The organism is Leeuwenhoekiella sp. A2 (genome assembly GCF_047946655.1).
Taxonomy (GTDB): domain Bacteria; phylum Bacteroidota; class Bacteroidia; order Flavobacteriales; family Flavobacteriaceae; genus Leeuwenhoekiella.
This window is the reverse complement of sequence record NZ_CP172311.1, coordinates 588,027-605,978: the sequence shown is the minus strand read 5'-3', so window position 1 is coordinate 605,978 and position 17,952 is coordinate 588,027. Positions and strand designations below refer to the sequence as shown.

General features: G+C 38.0%; 17 protein-coding genes and 1 riboswitch. Of the genes, 9 read left to right on the top strand and 8 right to left on the bottom strand.

Translation table 11 applies throughout. The features are described 5' to 3' along the window. The first annotated feature begins 61 nt into the window (after positions 1–61). From ACH3PA_RS02615 to ACH3PA_RS02595, 5 genes are all read left to right on the top strand, one after another. On the top strand, positions 62–1,186 hold the full coding sequence (locus tag ACH3PA_RS02615; RefSeq protein ID WP_416440760.1) for a bile acid:sodium symporter family protein: 1,125 nt from the start codon (positions 62–64) through the stop codon (positions 1,184–1,186). A gap of 147 nt (positions 1,187–1,333) precedes the next feature. Continuing rightward, a riboswitch (TPP riboswitch) is annotated at positions 1,334–1,426 on the top strand. A gap of 73 nt (positions 1,427–1,499) precedes the next feature. Next, on the top strand, positions 1,500–2,225 hold the full coding sequence (locus tag ACH3PA_RS02610) for a class I SAM-dependent methyltransferase (protein WP_416448412.1): 726 nt from the start codon (positions 1,500–1,502) through the stop codon (positions 2,223–2,225). Continuing rightward, complete coding sequence (locus tag ACH3PA_RS02605; RefSeq protein WP_416440763.1) at positions 2,222–3,286, top strand: AIR synthase family protein; 1,065 nt, start codon at positions 2,222–2,224, stop codon at positions 3,284–3,286. Before ACH3PA_RS02610 ends, ACH3PA_RS02605 begins: the two co-directional genes overlap by 4 nt. A 175-nt stretch (positions 3,287–3,461) precedes the next feature. After that, entirely contained in the window at positions 3,462–4,112 is a 651-nt protein-coding gene (locus tag ACH3PA_RS02600; RefSeq protein ID WP_416440765.1) for a thiamine phosphate synthase, read from the top strand. Beyond that, complete coding sequence (locus ACH3PA_RS02595; RefSeq protein ID WP_416440767.1) at positions 4,109–4,384, top strand: Trm112 family protein; 276 nt, start codon at positions 4,109–4,111, stop codon at positions 4,382–4,384. Before ACH3PA_RS02600 ends, ACH3PA_RS02595 begins: the two co-directional genes overlap by 4 nt. Positions 4,385–4,387: 3 nt before the next feature. On the opposite strand, the gene ACH3PA_RS02590 is transcribed toward ACH3PA_RS02595, so the two are convergent. Then, positions 4,388–5,482, bottom strand: a complete 1,095-nt coding sequence (locus ACH3PA_RS02590) for a PAS domain S-box protein (protein WP_416440769.1) — start codon at positions 5,480–5,482, stop codon at positions 4,388–4,390. A gap of 76 nt (positions 5,483–5,558) precedes the next feature. After that, entirely contained in the window at positions 5,559–7,187 is a 1,629-nt protein-coding gene (locus tag ACH3PA_RS02585) for an acyl-CoA carboxylase subunit beta (RefSeq protein ID WP_416440771.1), read from the bottom strand. 265 nt (positions 7,188–7,452) lie between these two features. On the opposite strand from ACH3PA_RS02585, the gene ACH3PA_RS02580 reads away from it, so the two are divergent. The 3 genes from ACH3PA_RS02580 (at position 7,453) to ettA (ending at position 9,963) form a co-directional block, all read left to right on the top strand. Continuing rightward, positions 7,453–7,629 (top strand): CAL67264 family membrane protein, encoded by a 177-nt coding sequence (locus ACH3PA_RS02580; RefSeq protein WP_416446684.1) that lies wholly within the window; start codon positions 7,453–7,455, stop codon positions 7,627–7,629. A 26-nt stretch (positions 7,630–7,655) separates the two neighbouring features. After that, a complete protein-coding gene (locus tag ACH3PA_RS02575; protein WP_416440773.1) occupies positions 7,656–8,129 on the top strand; it encodes a DinB family protein in 474 nt (157 codons plus the stop codon). A 142-nt stretch (positions 8,130–8,271) separates the two neighbouring features. Further along, the gene (gene ettA, locus ACH3PA_RS02570; protein ID WP_416440775.1) at positions 8,272–9,963 is read left to right on the top strand and encodes an energy-dependent translational throttle protein EttA; all 1,692 of its coding nucleotides are present in this window, start codon (positions 8,272–8,274) and stop codon (positions 9,961–9,963) included. A gap of 787 nt (positions 9,964–10,750) precedes the next feature. Here the strand turns inward: ettA and ACH3PA_RS02565 are convergent. The 4 genes from ACH3PA_RS02565 to ACH3PA_RS02550 all read right to left on the bottom strand — a co-directional run bounded on the left by ACH3PA_RS02565 (position 10,751) and on the right by ACH3PA_RS02550 (position 16,267). After that, positions 10,751–11,269 (bottom strand): YceI family protein, encoded by a 519-nt coding sequence (locus ACH3PA_RS02565; RefSeq protein WP_416440777.1) that lies wholly within the window; start codon positions 11,267–11,269, stop codon positions 10,751–10,753. Between the two features lie 107 nt (positions 11,270–11,376). Further along, on the bottom strand, positions 11,377–11,973 hold the full coding sequence (locus tag ACH3PA_RS02560) for a Crp/Fnr family transcriptional regulator (protein WP_416440779.1): 597 nt from the start codon (positions 11,971–11,973) through the stop codon (positions 11,377–11,379). Positions 11,974–12,341: 368 nt separating this feature from the next. Then, entirely contained in the window at positions 12,342–12,770 is a 429-nt protein-coding gene (locus ACH3PA_RS02555; protein WP_416440782.1) for a DUF1810 domain-containing protein, read from the bottom strand. 254 nt (positions 12,771–13,024) lie between these two features. After that, positions 13,025–16,267 (bottom strand): S41 family peptidase, encoded by a 3,243-nt coding sequence (locus tag ACH3PA_RS02550; RefSeq protein ID WP_416440784.1) that lies wholly within the window; start codon positions 16,265–16,267, stop codon positions 13,025–13,027. Between the two features lie 328 nt (positions 16,268–16,595). Between ACH3PA_RS02550 and ACH3PA_RS02545 the strand changes: the two genes are divergently transcribed. Continuing rightward, complete coding sequence (locus ACH3PA_RS02545) at positions 16,596–17,291, top strand: HAD family hydrolase (RefSeq protein WP_416440786.1); 696 nt, start codon at positions 16,596–16,598, stop codon at positions 17,289–17,291. Between the two features lie 26 nt (positions 17,292–17,317). Here the strand turns inward: ACH3PA_RS02545 and ACH3PA_RS02540 are convergent, their stop codons facing one another. Then, on the bottom strand, positions 17,318–17,512 hold the full coding sequence (locus ACH3PA_RS02540) for a hypothetical protein (RefSeq protein WP_416440788.1): 195 nt from the start codon (positions 17,510–17,512) through the stop codon (positions 17,318–17,320). Positions 17,513–17,636: 124 nt separating this feature from the next. After that, positions 17,637–17,801 (bottom strand): hypothetical protein, encoded by a 165-nt coding sequence (locus ACH3PA_RS02535; RefSeq protein ID WP_416440790.1) that lies wholly within the window; start codon positions 17,799–17,801, stop codon positions 17,637–17,639. Positions 17,802–17,952: the final 151 nt, after the last annotated feature.

Genomic DNA, 17,952 nt, shown 5'->3' with positions numbered 1-17,952 from the left:
TTTTAGGCATAAAATCGCTCTGGGAGAACGAAAATCCGCTAATATTTAAACGATAATTATTTTGAAAAACGTAAATAAGTATTCCATTTTTATAGGCTTAGCCATTATTTTACTCATTATTTATTTGGGTATGGCTTTAACGGGAAACATAGATTCCGGCGGACCTCTGTTAATAGCCTTCTTCGTATTCCTCGCTCTCGGGTTTAATGGTTATGAAGCGCTAAAAGGTTTCGTTTATACAACCATGATCTTTGCGGCTGTAACAATGGCCATGTATTATCCTGCTTATTTTATTCAAGTGGGGGATTTCAAGTTGACAAATTTAATTACTCCGCTTATTCAGATCATTATGTTTGGTATGGGTACTTCTATGAGCGGAAAGGATTTTATGGCGGTTTTTAAAACTCCAAAAGGGGTTCTAATTGGCGTAGTAGCGCAATTTGCAATCATGCCTATAATGGGTCTTGCTCTGGCAGAAATCAGTGATTTTCCACCAGAAATCGCTGCAGGTATCGTTTTAATAGGTTGTTCTCCCAGCGGACTAGCTTCTAACGTTATGGCCTATTTAGCGAAAGCAAATCTTGCACTTTCACTAACAATTACTTCAATCGCAACATTGCTGGCACCTTTTCTTACTCCGGTTTTAATGAAATTTCTTGCGGGTGAATTTATAGAGATTGATGTGCTGGCGATGATGTGGAGTATCGCAAAAATGATCATAATCCCAATAGGAGCAGGTCTTCTTTTTAATAAGCTTTTTCATGGCAAAACCAAATGGATGGATAAAGCCATGCCCATCGTTTCTATGGTAGGTATTGCTTTGATCATTGTTGTAATTACCGCTGCGGGTAGAGATAGTCTTTTAGATATAGGAGCTTTGTTGATTCTTATTGTCTTGGCACATAACTTATTTGGTTACACTTTGGGATATTGGTTTGCCAGACTTTTTAAAATGCCTGAACGCGATGCGCGTACAGTCGCTATTGAGGTGGGGATGCAAAACGGCGGACTAGCTTCTGCGATTGCCAATTCTGTAGGGAAGATCGCCACAATGGGCTTGGCTCCGGCAGTTTTTGGTCCGTTGATGAATATTACCGGTTCTATCCTAGCTTCATACTGGCACAAAAAACCACCTAAAGGTTATGTAGAGCCAATAGCTGAAGAAGAAGTTGTTCGTTCACATTAAACCCTATTTAGATCTGAAAATTATATGAACGACAATATGTTTAAATTCAAAGTTAATTGATTGATTTAGTGTTGTTTTTACTTGAAAGCCTTCTCGATAAATTTGAGAAGGCTTTTTAATAAGACTGTATTTAATTTTTGTAATTTAGTGTCATACTCGGGGTGCAGATTTTCTGCTGAGATTACACCCGTTTAACCTGATCTGGATAATGCCAGCGTAGGAAAGTAAAATCTTTTAAAAGCGTGTTCAGCGCTTTTTTCTCCTATCTGTTTATTTTGAAAGTCGGGTCGTTTTAAAATAAAAAACACCTGAAATGAACGAATTACAAAAACAAAAATTTGACCTGGTCACTAAAAATCTGCAGAAGTGGCAGGGCAGGGATGAGTGGTTTTTTAACCGCGAGCATACAGACACGTATGAATTGTATTATGAAGGTCCATATAAACGTGCAGAAGTCTGGCAAAAAAAAATACTCGCTTCCCTAATTAAAAAGGATGAACGTGTACAAACCCTACTGGAATTTGGCTGCGGTACCACACGTTTCACCCGCTGGTGGCATGAGATTGGTATAGAGGCCAGCGGCGGCGATATTTCGCCATTTATGCTGGGGCAGGGCGCACACCTTTTCGATGGTGACCTGGTTTTGGCAGATTCTCACCACATGCCGTTTAAAGACCACACCTTTGATGTACTGGCATTTATTGCCACGTTTGAATATTACAAAGATCCGGTCGCTGTAATTCGGGAAGCTGTGCGCGTGGGGAAATACGGGATCATTTTTGGTATGATGAACAGAAATACCACTAAGCTCATAAGACGAAGAGTGCAGCAGGCTTTTGGTAAGAATCCGTTTTATGTGACTGCAAATTTCTACACTCCGCACACACTTACAAAAGTGATTGACGAAGCATTAAAAGGCCGCGATTATACCATTACCTGGAAGACGACTGGTTTGCCAAAATGGTTTCCCGTACAGCAATGGAATATGACTTACGGTGATTTCTTCGGTTTGCATGTGCAATTAAATGATGTAGAATGAGCGCGTTTGAAAATAATTTCGGAAAGATTTCAGCAACTAGTTTCAAGGATATTCTGCTGCCCAAATGTGGCTATAAGCGGGATGAGGTAATCACCGGGCCAAAATTTGGTGTGGATACCGCAATTATTGATCTGGGTGACGGGAAAGCTATGGCCGTTTCAAGCGATCCTTTGTCATTGATTCCATCTCTTGGGTTGAAGGAATCAGCCTGGTTATCTGTGCATCTGCTTGCAAATGATATGGCGACAACCGGTTTTGCTCCTCAATTTGCGCAGTTTGTGCTCAATCTTCCGGTGAGTTTAAGCGCTGCTGATTTTCAGGAATACTGGAACTACATACACACTTTTTGTGAAGAGATAGGTGTCGCGATTACTGGCGGGCATACCGGGCAAATAGAAGGACAGAATTCTACCATTTCTGGTGGAGGGACGATGTTTTTAACCGCACCTAAAAACGAGATTTTAACGAGTAATAATGCCGAAGCAGGAGATGTTATCGTTGTCACGAAAGAAAGCGCGTTAAGTTCGACCTCAATTCTGGCAAAGAGCTTTCCGGAAACGGTAATTCAGGAATTGGGTACAGCAATTTATAAACAGGCGGAAGCTAATTTTTACCAGACTTCTTCTTTAAAAGAAGCTTTGCTCGCCACCAAAATTCTAAAACCGAATAACGAACTCAAAGCCATGCACGATGTAACCGAAGGTGGAGTGATAGGAGCGATAAGCGAAGTGGCACAGGCTTCCGGGTGCGGATTTATTATTGATAACCAAAAAATCCCGGTGGGTGAATCCCAGAAGCAAATCTGCGATCTTTTTAAAATAGATCATCGCTATTGCATTGGTGCGGGGTCAATGATCATGATCGTCAACAAAGGAGTTGAGCAAAAGTTAATCAACCATCTGGATGAAAATGGAATAAAAGCTACAGCTTTAGGCGAAATTACACCGAAATCCGCGGGTTTTAAGATCGCTGAAAATGGAATCGAAAAAGAAATCTATTTCGACGGAACTGATCCATACTGGGAAGCATTTTTTACAGCCTATAAAAAGGAATTAAAATGAAATCTATTTTAGAATACAATCATAAAAGTATCGTCATCCTGAATTGTCACACTGAGCTTGCCGAAGTGAGTATAAGGGTCACATTCTGAGATTTTGGTTTTCGTAGATGTATGAGATGCCTAGACAAGTTCGGCATGACGGAGAAGAAATTCACAAATAATTTGACAATCAGAAAATGAAAAAAGCAGCTCAGAAATTAAAAGGAATTTATCTGGTCGTAGACCCTGCAATGACCGAAGAACTTCTTTTGTCAAAATTAGAAGCAGCCTTAGAAGGCGGAGTTTCGCTCGTGCAGATCTGGAATAACTGGCAAAAAAACGCCAATTTAGACTCAAAAATCGGTTTAATTGACAAAATATCGACAATTACTGCAAAATATCAGGTTCCGCTATTGATCAATGAAGAATGGAAACTGGTGAAAAAAACCTCGCTTGGCGGAGTGCATTTTGATGCCATTCCACCCGATTTTGATGCCATTCAGGCCGATATTGCTGAACAAGCAATTTTTGGAATCACATGTTCTAACAATCTCGAAATAATAAAATGGGCCGAAGAAAATGCTTGTGATTATATTTCTTTTTGTGCGATGTACCCATCGGCTTCAGTGTCCAGTTGTGAGATCGTGAGTTTCGATACAATTAAAAAAGCGCGGAAAATTACCTCAAAACCTATTTTCCTTTCCGGAGGGATCAATCCGGAAAAAATTACAAATTTTAAAGATTTAAATATTCAAGGCGTGGCTGTTATTTCGGGAATTATGAGTTCAGATTCACCTGAAAATGAAACCCGGGAATACACCAAAGCCTTAAAAAATTTACAATTATGAAAAAGTCATTTTTAAATAAACTGTGTTGCCCAATTGATAAGCAAGACTTGAATGTGCGCATTTTTATGCAGGATGAAAATGAGGAAATTAGGGAAGGATTATTAACCTGCCCAAAATGCAAAAGGTATTATCCTATAATTTATGGTATACCAATTATGACACCAGATGAATTTCGTGAAAAATCACTTGAAGAACCGCTGCTTGAAAAATGGGGAGTTCTGGATGAAGTTAAAAAACTAGCCGAGAAACCTATTCTGCTGGAAAGCAAATAAGGGTTAAGCTTTAAATGAAATGGTGAAAGTCGTTCCCTCATTGGGAGCGCTTTCCACATTTATATTCCCACCCAGACTTCTTATGTGGTTATAAACAAGGTACAGGCCAATGCCTTTGCTGTCAATATGATTGTGGAATTTTTGGTGTAAACCAAATATTTTATCTTTCACTTTTTGCATGTCAAAGCCAAGACCATTGTCGCTGTATATAAGTAAATTACAGCCATTTCCTTTTTTTGAAATTATCGTAATTATAGGTTTAACATCTGGTTTGGCATATTTTATAGAATTAGTGATGAGATTCAGAAAGATACTTTCAAGATAATTTTTGTTGAAGGAAACTTCTTCAACTTCAGAAAAATCTACTATAAATTGTGCTTTTGAATTTCTAATAAGAGAACCTATTGATTGCCGCGTGGTGCTGAGCGTGGCTTCCAGACATAGATTTGTAACAGATGCATTTTGATGATCTCGCTCAATAAGTGTGTCTACATATTCATTTAAGGTATCTTTTAAACTTTCTGCAGATAGGCGTAATAATTCTAAAAGGTTAAGAGTTTCTTCATCTTTTATGTTATTAGTATCAAGCAATTCAAAGACAGCCAGTAAATTACTAACAGGTGACCGCAGATCATGCGAATTTGTATAGGTAAATTGCTTAAGGTCGCTATTTATCTTAGTGAGATCTGTCAGTAGCAGGTTGCGTTCCTGATCTAGCTTTTTAAGATGTGTTATATTTTTCGCAATAGCGTAAACCAGTTTTTTATCAGGAATAGCCACAGATGTCCACGAGAGCCAGACAATCTCACCTTCTTTTGTAGCATAGCGATTCTCAAAATTTAGAAGCGGAATATTATTCAGCAGGCTTTCTCTAAACTTGGCAGTAGTTTCTTTGTCCTCCTGATAGATAAAATCAGAAATAGGTCTTGACATCAACTCCTTTTCAGAATAGCCTAAAAGTGATTGAAAAGCGGGATTCACTTTTCTAAAAAAGCCATCGTAGCCTGCGATACATAAAAAGTCATGCGAAAGTTCAAAAAAAGGCTCTAATGGTAATCCTTTGCCAGGTTTTGCCTTTGACTTATTCCATAAACGCATGTGGTTTTAATTAGGGGATTTCGCAAACAAGTTAATTTAATTTTTTATTAAACATGAGATATTTTACATGTTAAAATTACACTTGTATAATTCCTAAGTTGAACTGTTTTTCAATAGGCGCATGGTTTGCAGCTTCGATGCCCGTAGAGATCCATTTTCTTGTGTCTAAAGGGTCTATGATCGCGTCTGTCCATAATCGTGCAGCGGCGTAATATGGTGAAACCTGCTCATCATATTTTGCTTTTATTCTATCAAAAAGCTCTTTTTCAACTTCAGGCGTTATTTCTTTTCCTTGCTTTTTTAACGAAGCAGTTTCTATTTGCAATAAAACTTTGGCAGCACTGTTACCACTCATTACAGCAAGCTCTGCCGATGGCCATGCAACAATTAACCGTGGGTCATAAGCTTTGCCGCACATGGCATAATTACCGGCTCCGTAAGAATTTCCAATAACAATCGTAAACTTGGGCACAACCGAATTGCTCACCGCATTTACCATTTTTGCACCGTCTTTTATAATGCCGCCATGCTCACTTTTGCTGCCCACCATAAAACCGGTAACATCTTGTAAAAATACCAGCGGAATCTTCTTCTGATTGCAATTAGCTATAAATCGCGTTGCCTTATCTGCGCTGTCGCTGTAGATCACTCCGCCAAATTGCATCTCGCCTTTTTTCGTTTTAACGATCTTGCGTTGATTGGCCACAATACCCACAGCCCAGCCGTCTATACGTGCATAACCCGTGATGATCGTCTGGCCATAACCGGCTTTATATTCTTCAAATTCAGAGTTATCTGTGAGACGGGTAATGATTTCCATCATATCATATTGATCGCTACGCTTTCGCGGAAGTAAACCGTATATTTCTGCCGGATTTTGAGCTGGTTTTACCGGATTTTTACGGTTGTAGCCCGCTTTTTCAAAATCACCTATTTTATCCATGATATTCTTGATGCGTGTCAATGCATCCTTGTCGTCAGTCGCTTTATAATCAGTAACACCGCTAATTTCGCAATGCGTGGTTGCGCCACCCAGCGTTTCATTATCAATGCTTTCGCCTATTGCCGCTTTAACCAGGTAGCTGCCTGCAAGAAAAATGCTTCCGGTTTTATCTACAATCATCGCCTCATCGCTCATAATAGGCAGGTAAGCACCGCCCGCAACACAGCTGCCCATAATCGCGCTAATCTGGGTAATGCCCATACTGCTCATCACAGCATTATTGCGAAAAATGCGGCCAAAATGTTCTTTATCTGGGAAGATCTCGTCCTGCAGGGGCAGATAAACCCCGGCACTGTCTACCAGATAAATGATAGGCAATCTGTTTTCTATACTAATTTCCTGAGCGCGCAGGTTCTTTTTGGCAGTAATGGGAAACCACGCCCCGGCTTTTACGGTAGCATCGTTAGCTACTACGATACATTGCTTCCCTGATACTTTACCAATCTTCACCACCACGCCACCGCTGGGGCAACCGCCATGTTCAGCATACATGCCTTCACCTGTAAAACCTCCTATTTCGACTGATTTTTCGGGATTATCAAGCAAAAAATCGATGCGTTCGCGAGCGGTCAATTTGCCTTTTTCATGCTGTTTGGCAATGCGTTTTTCACCACCGCCAAGTTTAACTTTCGCAAAGCGTTGCTTCATATCTGAAACAAGCATTTTATTGTGATCTTCGTTTTTATTGAAGTTGATATCCATGATATGTATTTGGGCGTTACCTCAGGACTTATAAAAGCCCTGAGGTCAGGCTTTCAGCGCTACACGGTAGCTTGCTTCAATCCTTAACGCAAAATTTTTAGTCCAGACGAAAATACGAATTCGCTGTCGTTCTCTGTAGGTATAATTATAAGAAATAGCGATATTTGTAACTCATGGGCGGCAAACATGCGAACTAAATAAAATGCTACAAGTCGCAAATCAGATTTTTTATACCCTCTGAGGCGCCATAAAAGAATGAATAATGATGAATAAAAATACAGTGCTGGGCTGGGCTACTTTTATAATGATTGTTGTAGGTTTAGGCTTAATTGCCTTAGGCGCAATACGCTATAAAGATGTAGCAGGTTACGGTTTTGCCGCGGTTGGGATAGGTTTTTTTGCCATCGCATGGGTTTTTAATGCGCTTAAAGGCAGGGTATGATTAACTAACAATTAAAAAGAGAGAATATGGATGCTGAGACTATTAAACGACTTGTAAAACATCTGGAAGGTGGTGAGGCTTTCTCACCGATTAAAACTTTTCTTGACGAAATAACTTTTGACAAATTGGGCGAGCGGCCACATGGTTTGCCGTATTCCTTTTATGAGATTTTTTATCACATGCGTTATGCGCAGCATGATATTCTGCAATTCTGCGTGGCAGATGATTATCAGGAATCAAAATGGCCAGACGATTACTGGCCAGAAGAGCAGGCACCTAAAACTGAAAATGAGTGGAAAAACCTAAAGAACAGTTTCTTTAGAGACCGGGATGATCTGGTTAAATTCATTTCAGATTCTCCTGATAAGTTGATGCAACCGGTTAAAAATGGTGAAGATCAAACTTTGCTGCGGGAACTAATGCTTGTTGTTGAGCACAGCGCTTATCACACGGGGCAACTGGTAATTATTCTGAGACTTTTGGGTTTACATAAATCTTGATTTAAACCTTGGTTTTATTTTGTAATGCCTTATAATCATCCTGTTTTTGTCACCAAATTTTAGGACATTTGCAGTTGTGATTTAATGAGGTGAAAGCCTCATGTCTAATCATTTCTTCAACTTATAAAAATTTAAAAGCAAAATGGCTGACGATAAAAAAGTAATTTTTTCAATGTCTGGGGTTTCTAAAACCTATCCCGGAGCAAATACACCAGTTTTAAAGAATATATATTTAAGCTTCTTTTACGGAGCCAAAATTGGTATCCTAGGTTTAAACGGTTCTGGTAAATCTACTTTACTAAAGATCATTGCAGGAGTAGAGAAAAACTACCAGGGCGATGTTACTTCAGATAAAGAATTTACTGTGGGGTATCTTGAGCAAGAGCCTAAACTTGACGATGAGAAAACTGTTCTTGAGATCGTAAAAGAAGGCGCTGCAGAAACGGTTGCTATTCTTGATGAATACAATAGCATCAATGATCAGTTTGGTCTTGAAGAAGTATATTCTGATCCTGATAAGATGGAAAAACTGATGAATCGTCAGGCTGTTCTACAGGATGAGATCGATGCACGTGATGCCTGGGAACTTGACAATAAACTGGAAGTCGCGATGGATGCTTTACGTACGCCGCCGGCAGATCAAAAAATAGGAGTTCTTTCTGGTGGGGAAAGAAGACGTGTTGCACTTTGCCGACTTTTACTTCAGGAACCTGATGTTTTGCTTCTTGATGAGCCTACTAACCACCTTGATGCAGAAAGTGTACACTGGCTAGAGCATCATTTGGCACAATATAAAGGCACAGTAATTGCGGTAACACATGACCGTTATTTTCTTGATAATGTTGCAGGCTGGATTCTAGAATTAGATAGGGGAGAAGGAATACCCTGGCAGGGAAATTACTCTTCTTGGTTAGAACAAAAGTCTAAGCGTATGGCGCAGGAACAGAAACAAGCAAGCAAGCGTCAAAAAACACTTGAACGTGAGTTAGAATGGGTGCGTATGGCGCCTAAAGGTCGACAGGCTAAACAAAAAGCGCGTTTAAGTAATTACGATAAACTCTTAAGTCAGGATCAAAAACAAACTGATGAAAAGCTGGAGATATACATACCTAACGGGCCACGTTTAGGGACAAACGTAATCGAGGCTAAAGGTGTGAGTAAGGCTTTTGGCGATAAGCTGCTTTATGAAGATCTAAATTTTAATCTTCCGCAGGCGGGAATTGTTGGGATTATTGGTCCTAACGGTGCTGGTAAAACCACAATTTTTAAGATGATAATGGGCGAAATTGAGCCTGATAAAGGGACTTTTGAAGTTGGTGAGACTGCGCAAATCGCATATGTAGATCAATCACATTCTAATATTGATCCTGAAAAAAGTATCTGGCAAAACTTTAGTGATGGGCAGGAACTTATTATGATGGGAGGTAAGCAGGTAAACAGCCGTGCGTACTTAAGCCGATTCAATTTTAGCGGAAGCGAACAAAATAAAAAAGTATCTATGCTTTCTGGTGGCGAACGTAACCGACTTCACCTTGCAATGACCTTAAAAGAAGAAGGCAACGTGCTGTTGCTGGATGAGCCTACAAACGACCTTGATGTAAACACACTTCGAGCACTTGAGGAAGGACTGGAGAATTTCGCAGGTTGTGCAGTTGTTATTTCTCACGACCGTTGGTTTTTAGACAGAATTTGTACACATATTCTCGCTTTTGAGGGTGACAGTCAGGTTTATTTCTTTGAAGGTGGATTTTCAGATTATGAAGAAAATAAGAAGAAACGCCTTGGTGGAGATCTCATGCCAAAACGTATTAAATATAAGAAGTTGGTGAGGTAGTTTTATATAATCAGACTGATTTATAAGTATATAATGCAATTATTCTAATTGAATTATTAGGGTACCGTAAAATTATTTATATTTGTTATATTATTAAAAGGGTTAAAAGCAATAAGAAACCCGCCTCATCCACAAAGCGGGTCAATTGAACCAGAGACAACGGTAATCCGGCAACCTGATTAAATAAATGCGTAATTACTTTTTTCTAATCGCAATCAATACGCAGATTGCTGATATGATTAAGAAAATAAGTAACAATGTTAAATACACTGCTTCCATTTTTGACTCAAATTTGTTACGGAAGCAATTTTATAGAACCGAGATATTAGGACTATCTCGGTTTTTTTCGGATGCTTCCTTACCGAAATTAATAGGATGTAAATATAATTCCAATCTTTTACTTCTTCAAAAACCTTAATTATTTTTAGAGAGTATTAGCTATTGGTTATCAACGTTATAAAAGTAATGTTTTATAACGGTATGGTATAATAAAGTTATTAGGGTTTTATCAACGAAAAAAAACCTGCACAATCGTTATGATCGTGCAGGTTTTTTTATTGTGATTTAGGACTAACTAAATCTATTGAGTTCACAAAAAATTAGTTACCGCTGTCAACCTGAACGGCTTTCAGGTTCTCATATATTTATTTAAAGTATGATGCGGTGCTGAAACAAGTTCAGCATGACGGTCTTTGTCTAAAATAAAAACCTGCAAGGTGTAGCCGAAGGCCTCCTTGTAGGTTTTATTATTTAGAATTAGTAATCTTTTTTATTTTTTACTTTTAGCTTATTGTTTTACAAACTGAATGTCTGCAATAAGCTTAATTGTATCACTTACAACAACATTTCCGGCTTCAGTTACGGCGCTCCATGTAAGTCCAAAATCTGTGCGGTTTAATGATCCTTGCAATTCAAAACCAGCTTTTGTTTGTCCGTAAGGATCTACTGCGATTCCGTTGAAATCTGTATCAAGCGTAACTTCTTTAGTCACACCTTTAATTGTAAGATCACCTGTAAGATTAGAACCGTCAAAAGATTTGGAAACGAATTTAAGTTGTGGGTGAGTTGCAACATCAAAAAACTCATCTGATTTTAAGTGCGTGTCCCGCTGTTCATTTTTTGTATTTATAGAATCAATTTCTGCTACAAAACTAAATTCAGCGCCTTTAAAACTGTCAGTTTCCGTTTCTACATAACCATCAAATTTTTCAAAATGACCGGTTACGTTAGAGATCATCATGTGTTTTACTTTAAAATTGATCTCTGAGTGTGTCGCGTCTATTAACCACTTTGTTTTTGTTGCCATTGTTTTTGGTTTTATTGTTTAAAAATCCTTTTTAATTTGTTGTGCAAAGGAAGGAACAATGCAAATAAGTGGCATTGATGTATGGTAAGAAATAAGTTTTCTTATATCTAAAGAGTAGGTTTAAAATTGTTAGCAGCCAGTTCTTTACGCACTCGGCTTAGACTCTCAGGAGTGATTCCTAGATAGGAAGCGATCATCCACTGGGGAACACGCATCACAAGATCAGGATAAAGTTTGATGAAATTGAGATAACGCTTTTCCGCGGAAGCGCCAATCAATAGATTTATCCTTTTCTGCAGATGGCGGATGTGATTATGCAGCAGTTTATTATTGTTTTCTCGAAAAGTTGCACTTAACTCAATAGCATTCTTTAAGAAATTTTCGTCAACAACTACCGCGGTCGTATTTTCTACAGCGTCTAAATAAAACTCTGAAGGCTCATCAAATAAAATACTACTTCTGTCACTGATAAACCAATTCTCAGGCGCAAATTGAATGATATGCTCCTTACCAGCTTCATCTACAGTATAAGATCGCAGAAGACCTTCTTCAACAAAAAAAGAATATTTACAGATTTCACCGGGACTAGATAAAATCTCTCCCTTTTTTATTGTCTTAACTTGTAAAGAGGAAGCTAGTTGATCATAATGAGCTTCAGGTAAACCACCGGTTTCTTTTAAATATGTTCTGAAGTTAACAGACACTTGGCTATGTGTTTTTATTTCTTACGAATTTAAACATTATTCGATGCTATGGGAAGATAAGGCGTATGAAAAAAGATTCTGTTTTTTATGGTTACAAATCATCAAAAAACCTCCTGAAATGAGGGGAAAATCTATTTAAAATCATCAAAAACCTGCCTTTAATGCTCACAAAGTTTTCTAATGCCACATCCTTGAACTCATACAAGAAGTTAATTGATTCCTCAGATTAAAGATGCGATGTTGAATTAAGTTCAACATGAAGAAAACTCCATTAGCTAATTACGCTTTTAAAAACCTCCCTAACTGGCACAAAATCGGCTTAAAAAACGGAAAAATCGGTCTGTTTTTATTGGAAAAATGGTCAATTATTAATTTTCCTCAAGCAACTTTAATGTTTTATCATCCTGTTTTCCAGCGTAATATTTATCTAAAACCTCTTGAAAACATGTGTTTTTTTCTTGAATTGCGGTAAAAAGTGTCATGCACGATTTTAATTTTAGATCATCCGGACTTCCGAAAATTGCATGGGCTGTTAATCCTTTTAATTCTAAAAGTGCATTAGTAATTTCTACAAGACGCGGACCTAAAATTGCGTGATCAAAAAAAGCTTTTGCTTCTTCTTTGCTTTTGATAGCATATTGTTTTGAGGTGGCACTTTGACCTAAGCCTTTAAATTGCGGAAAGATAAACCACATCCAATGACTTTGTTTTCTGCCGTTTTTTATTTCATTAAGAGCTGTTTCATAAGAATGATCTTGCGCTTTTATAAATCGCTCTAAATCGTATGAATCTTTCATGAGTTGCTTTATTTAATTCTTCTAATGGATTTCAATTCTATGTAATTTAAGAATTTGATTATTGATTAACGTCATGCTAGACTTGTTTCAGCATCACATACATTTAGAAAAATCAGTAATTAACAATGGTACCTTGAAACAGTTCAAGGTGACGAACTTTAACGGGTTATGAATTCTGAATAAATAAAAAGCCGCTCAAAATTAGAGCGGCTCATTGTAATTTTTATTTCGCAAAGAGAAGTGAAGTTCCTTAACTATTTCACTTCTTTAAGTAATTCTTTTACTGCAGCTTGTAGTTGCGTGTCTTCACCATTAAGGAAAGCTTTATAAGGTAACGGAACCATGATATCTGGTTCCAGCTCCAGGTTTTCTGTAGGTCTTCCTTCGGCACCAATTGTCGCAACCATAGGAATTCCAAAAACAATAGAAGGATCTATCTGGCGCTCCCACCAGACGGCAGTTCCTGTTCCTGCAACCGGCATTCCTACCAATTTACCTACTTTGTTTTGCTTATACACATAAGGGAAAATAAAGGCATCACTGTAATTACCTTCGCTCATCAGTACGATACTGGGTTTGCTCCAGCGCGTCATAGGTTCGCCACCTTTTACCAGATTACCCTGAGGTGCAAACTGCAAATATTGATCACCGCTTAAAAAGGTGTTGAGGTCATCATGTAACCAACCGCCACCGTTGAAACGAGTATCTACCACTAGCGCTTTTTTATTCAGGTTCTTACCCAAAGCATTTTCAAAAACATCTCTAAAGCTGCTGTCGTTCATACCCTGGATATGCACATAACCCAGCTGACCGTTACTTAAAGAGTCAACTTTATGCTCCATCATGTTTACCCAGCGCTTGTACATGAGTCTGCTTTCTTCTCCCATAGAAATAGGTTTTATGGTTTCAGAAAAAGTAGAACTGCCATTTTTTACCGTAAGTAAGACATTTTTATCTTCCAGATTGTTGAGGTATTTATTCCAGTTTTCGTCGGATTTTATGGCTTCTCCGTTGATTTCTGTGATAATATCGCCACTTTTTATCTTGTTCTTAGCGTTATCTGTTGGTCCGCCGGCAATTACTTCTGTGACTTTTATGCCTTCGCCCTGATAATCTTCATCAAATAATAAACCTAAGGAAGCCGTGTGATCCCCATTTTCGCTACTAGCGCCGTAACGACCTCCTGTATGAGAAGCGTTTAGCTCGCCAAGCAATTCACTTAACAATTCCTGAAAGTCATAATTGTTATTGATGTGCGGAAGAAATTGAGCATATTCATCGTGATACATTTTCCAGTCAATACCATGAATGGTGGGATCGTAGAATTTTTTAGTCACCTGTCTCCAGATATGATTAAACATATACGTGCGTTCTGCAGAAGGGTTGAGCACCATATCTCCTGAAATAGCAATATTTGTAACCTCGCCTTTTTCTGCATCTACTTTTACCAGCTTACCATTATTGCTTAGGAAAAGCGTTTTGTCATCATCGCTAATTTCGATTCCGCTTGGGCTGCCTCCTAATTTGGCCAGAATTTTAGTTTCACGTGTTCTGGGTTCTGTTACCCAAAGATCATATCCTTTTTCAAAAGAAGAAAGATAATAGACTTTGCTCGCGTCTTTATTCAGCACATAATCGCTGATGCTGGAGCTGTTAATAGTCAACTTTTCTTTGCGAATATCAAGATTGTCAAAGTCAAGTTTAAGCGGTTTTACTTCTTCTTTATCTTTTTTCTTTTTGTCTTTCTTATCCTTTTCTGCTTCCTCTTTTTCTTCCTGCTCCTTTTTTTCTTTTTGTTCGCGATCGTTTAAAAGTTCGAACTCTTCTTTGCTCAGTTCGTACTTATCAAAAGCTTCCTGGTCAAAAAATACAGCGTAGATATCATCTTCAGAGCTACCTTGATTAGCAAGAGATTTTCTTCCTTCCCGGCTGCTTTCATACGTCATCATTTTACCTTCCATAGCCCATTTTGCATTGCTTTCGCCAAAACCACTATTTACAGGATAAAAAATGTCGCCGGTTCCATCAGCTTTAATCAAGGCCGTGTTATTGTTGAAGAAATATCCTTTTTGATCATCTACCATAAGCCAGCGGCTGTCTGGGCTCCACTTGTATTTCCAGTCGCCGTCACTGTATGAATAGTTGTGACCTTCAGGCAGTATCGTTGTTTTTTTACCGCTGTCAACATCAAGAACTTTAAGAATATTGCGTTCTTCTATAAAAGCTATTTTCTTCCCGTCTGGCGAATATTGAGGTTGAAATTCTTCAGCATCTGTAGCGATAACAGGTTTTGTGTCTACCACTGTAGAAGCAAAGAAATAATCTTCTTCGGGGCGCTGAATACTAACTTTATAAACATTCCAACTTCCGTCTCTTTCGCCTGAAAAAAGCAAGGTTTTACCATCCTGAGACCAGCTTACCATACGTTCCTGCTCTGGCGTATTTGTTATTCTTTTTGTTCTTGAATCATCAACTCCGGTTACAAAGACTTCACCGCGATTTACAAAAGCGATCTCTTTGTTATTGGGGCTCACAGCAAATTCGGTTACCGTGTTGATATCCATATTTTTTACAGGCTCAAAACCGGCATCATCCATAACTGCGATATCTAGTTTTTGAGGCTGGCTACTTTCAGTCATGGTATATATGTCACCTTTCCATGTAAATGAAAGTGTACCATTATCTGCAATGCTAAGATGACGCACCGGGAAATCTTTAAAAGTGGTCAGTTGTGTTTCATTACTACCGCTAACAGACATTTTATAGATGTTTTGCGTGCCGTCTTTTTCGTTCAAATAAAAAACTGAAGTACCGTCTGTACTAAAAACAGGTTCTCTGTTTTCACCTTTAAAAGTTGAAAGTTGGTTATAGGTATCATCAGCGACATAATACGTCCAGATGTCACGTGTCACTGCAGAAGTATGATGTTTTCTCCAGGGATCTTCATATCCTTTTCTGTCTTGAAAAACTATTGTAGAACCATCTTTACTATAATGCGCATCTTCTGCACCTGCAGCAGAAACCAGAACAGGGCGCCCGCCTTCTACGGGAATTGTATATAAATTTTGCCAGTAGCGCGTTCCTGGGAAACGTACACTTTTCGCAGGAGCGTCACGCCCGCTGCCAAAAAGAACATTCTTATTATCTATTGTAAAATCGTAAGGGTAATCACTAGCGCTATTGAAAGATAATCTTACGGGAGCACCTCCCTGTGCCGGCATGGTGTATACATCAAAATTACCATAGCGATCGCTAGCAAAAGCTAAGGTCTTACCATCGTGGCTCCATACCGGGCGCATGTCATAAGCATCGCCTGTGGTAATTGCAGTCGCGTTGCCACCGCCGCTGTTTACTTTATACAAATTACCCATATAGCCAAAGACTATGGTTTTACCATCTGGTGAAATGCTTGGGTAACGCAGCCACCTGGCATTTTCCTGAGCAAATAATGAACCCGTTAAAAGGCAAAGCATTATTGCTATAACATGTTTTTTCATGAAAAAATTTGAATGAATTAAAAAATAGATTGGTTTAATAATGGTATTAAAAATACAATCTCTTAACATGAGAAGCTGTTAAAGACAACAATAATCTGCCTTGGCGAGGTTATGAAACTTAAAATCGATACAGATTTATGAGTTTAAGATTTTTAGGTCTTTTCTTTTATTAAATTCAAAAAATGACAATTCAGTTTTTATGGAATTCTCACCTATAGAAAGTTTGAATTTTAAATGAATTTCTTAATTAGAATACTTTAGCAGATTTTAGGAGTATAAAACGATATTCAATTGTTTATTTTGTGCTCTAATAATTAATGCTAAACACGTGAATTTAGATACGATTAAAGTCATCGCTTTTGATGCAGACGATACGCTGTGGGTAAACGAAACGATATTTAGAAATGCAGAAAAAGCTTTCGCGAAAAAATTGAGCTATCTTAATTATAGCGAGGATGAAATCATACAGATCTTATTAGATACCGAAATTAAAAATCTGGGTACATATGGTTACGGTATTAAAGGTTTTATACTTTCACTAATAGAAGCCGCGCAAGAAATTACACAGCAAAATGTAGATAGCGATTTGTTACAATTTGTGCTAGACCTGGGCAAAGAAATGCTCGCAGAACCGGTTGAACTTATACCGGGAATAGAGGATGTATTAAAACACTTATCAAAAAAATATAAGATCGTAGTCGCGACAAAAGGTGATCTTCTTGATCAGGAACGTAAGTTGATAAAATCTGGCCTTATAGATTACTTTCATCATATTGAGATCGTGTCTGATAAAAAGGAGAAGCAGTATAAAAAGCTAGTTAGGCATCTTGATATTGAGCCTCATGAATTCTTAATGATAGGAAACTCTGTAAAGTCTGATGTTATACCAGTTCTGGGAATGGGCGGGTATGCTTTTCACATCCCGTTTCATACAACATGGTCGCATGAAGAAGTAGAAGATGATATCAATCACCCTAAATTTAAAGCTCTAAGTGAAGCCAAAGAATTAATAGATTTACTCTAATTCTTTGACCCACAAGATTACTTTGATTAAAAGCGCTTAACGCGGTTATATACAAGTTTTAATTTCTTGTCTATTGTCTTTTTGTGGTTTTGCATAAGATTATATGCTAAAACGCCACTAATTACTCCTGCCCAGGTTTGTGGCATAAGATCAAAAGCGATACATAAAATTCCTACAGTAGAAACAATGTAAGTAAGCGGGGATATATTTAAATTTTTCATAATCATTGATTTAGATATGCCAATATAATTCATTTTAAATCATAAAATGATAAAATAAATTAAAATGAGATAATTGATCCTTTTAGCTGATTTTTACTTGATTATGACCGATTTTTTGGTTCGCTTATTTTCGTTTAGGCAAAAATTCACGGATAACGTAGATCACTGCAGCAACTCCCAATCCTACAAAAAGACCTTTTGAGAAACTAGGTGAGAAGAAGTAAATAATGGCTGCAATCAATGATAAAATGGCAAATAGCAGAATTGTTTTGTGATACTGAGGTTTCATGAATTTAGTTTTGCCAAATATACCCAAACCAAAATTACCTTCAGATTTTCAGATTTAATAGAATTATGAAATTATTTCGATTTTATGGTTTCTTCTGGGGTTTGTTAGACTGTTAAACAATATTAGCTTTCGCGAAAGCTAAAACTGATAA

What these genes read in the sequence shown, in the direction of transcription:
- ACH3PA_RS02610 (WP_416448412.1), top strand. Translation starts at nt 1,500, where the DNA reads ATGAACGAATTACAAAAACAAAAATTTGACCTGGTCACTAAAAATCTG.
- ACH3PA_RS02605 (WP_416440763.1), top strand. Translation starts at nt 2,222, where the DNA reads ATGAGCGCGTTTGAAAATAATTTCGGAAAGATTTCAGCAACTAGTTTC.
- ACH3PA_RS02600 (WP_416440765.1), top strand. Translation starts at nt 3,462, where the DNA reads ATGAAAAAAGCAGCTCAGAAATTAAAAGGAATTTATCTGGTCGTAGAC.
- ACH3PA_RS02595 (WP_416440767.1), top strand. Translation starts at nt 4,109, where the DNA reads ATGAAAAAGTCATTTTTAAATAAACTGTGTTGCCCAATTGATAAGCAA.
- ACH3PA_RS02590 (WP_416440769.1), bottom strand. Translation starts at nt 5,482, where the DNA reads ATGCGTTTATGGAATAAGTCAAAGGCAAAACCTGGCAAAGGATTACCA.
- ACH3PA_RS02585 (WP_416440771.1), bottom strand. Translation starts at nt 7,187, where the DNA reads ATGGATATCAACTTCAATAAAAACGAAGATCACAATAAAATGCTTGTT.
- ACH3PA_RS02580 (WP_416446684.1), top strand. Translation starts at nt 7,453, where the DNA reads ATGAATAAAAATACAGTGCTGGGCTGGGCTACTTTTATAATGATTGTT.
- ACH3PA_RS02575 (WP_416440773.1), top strand. Translation starts at nt 7,656, where the DNA reads ATGGATGCTGAGACTATTAAACGACTTGTAAAACATCTGGAAGGTGGT.
- ettA (WP_416440775.1), top strand. Translation starts at nt 8,272, where the DNA reads ATGGCTGACGATAAAAAAGTAATTTTTTCAATGTCTGGGGTTTCTAAA.
- ACH3PA_RS02565 (WP_416440777.1), bottom strand. Translation starts at nt 11,269, where the DNA reads ATGGCAACAAAAACAAAGTGGTTAATAGACGCGACACACTCAGAGATC.
- ACH3PA_RS02555 (WP_416440782.1), bottom strand. Translation starts at nt 12,770, where the DNA reads ATGAAAGATTCATACGATTTAGAGCGATTTATAAAAGCGCAAGATCAT.
- ACH3PA_RS02550 (WP_416440784.1), bottom strand. Translation starts at nt 16,267, where the DNA reads ATGAAAAAACATGTTATAGCAATAATGCTTTGCCTTTTAACGGGTTCA.
- ACH3PA_RS02540 (WP_416440788.1), bottom strand. Translation starts at nt 17,512, where the DNA reads ATGAAAAATTTAAATATATCCCCGCTTACTTACATTGTTTCTACTGTA.
- ACH3PA_RS02535 (WP_416440790.1), bottom strand. Translation starts at nt 17,801, where the DNA reads ATGAAACCTCAGTATCACAAAACAATTCTGCTATTTGCCATTTTATCA.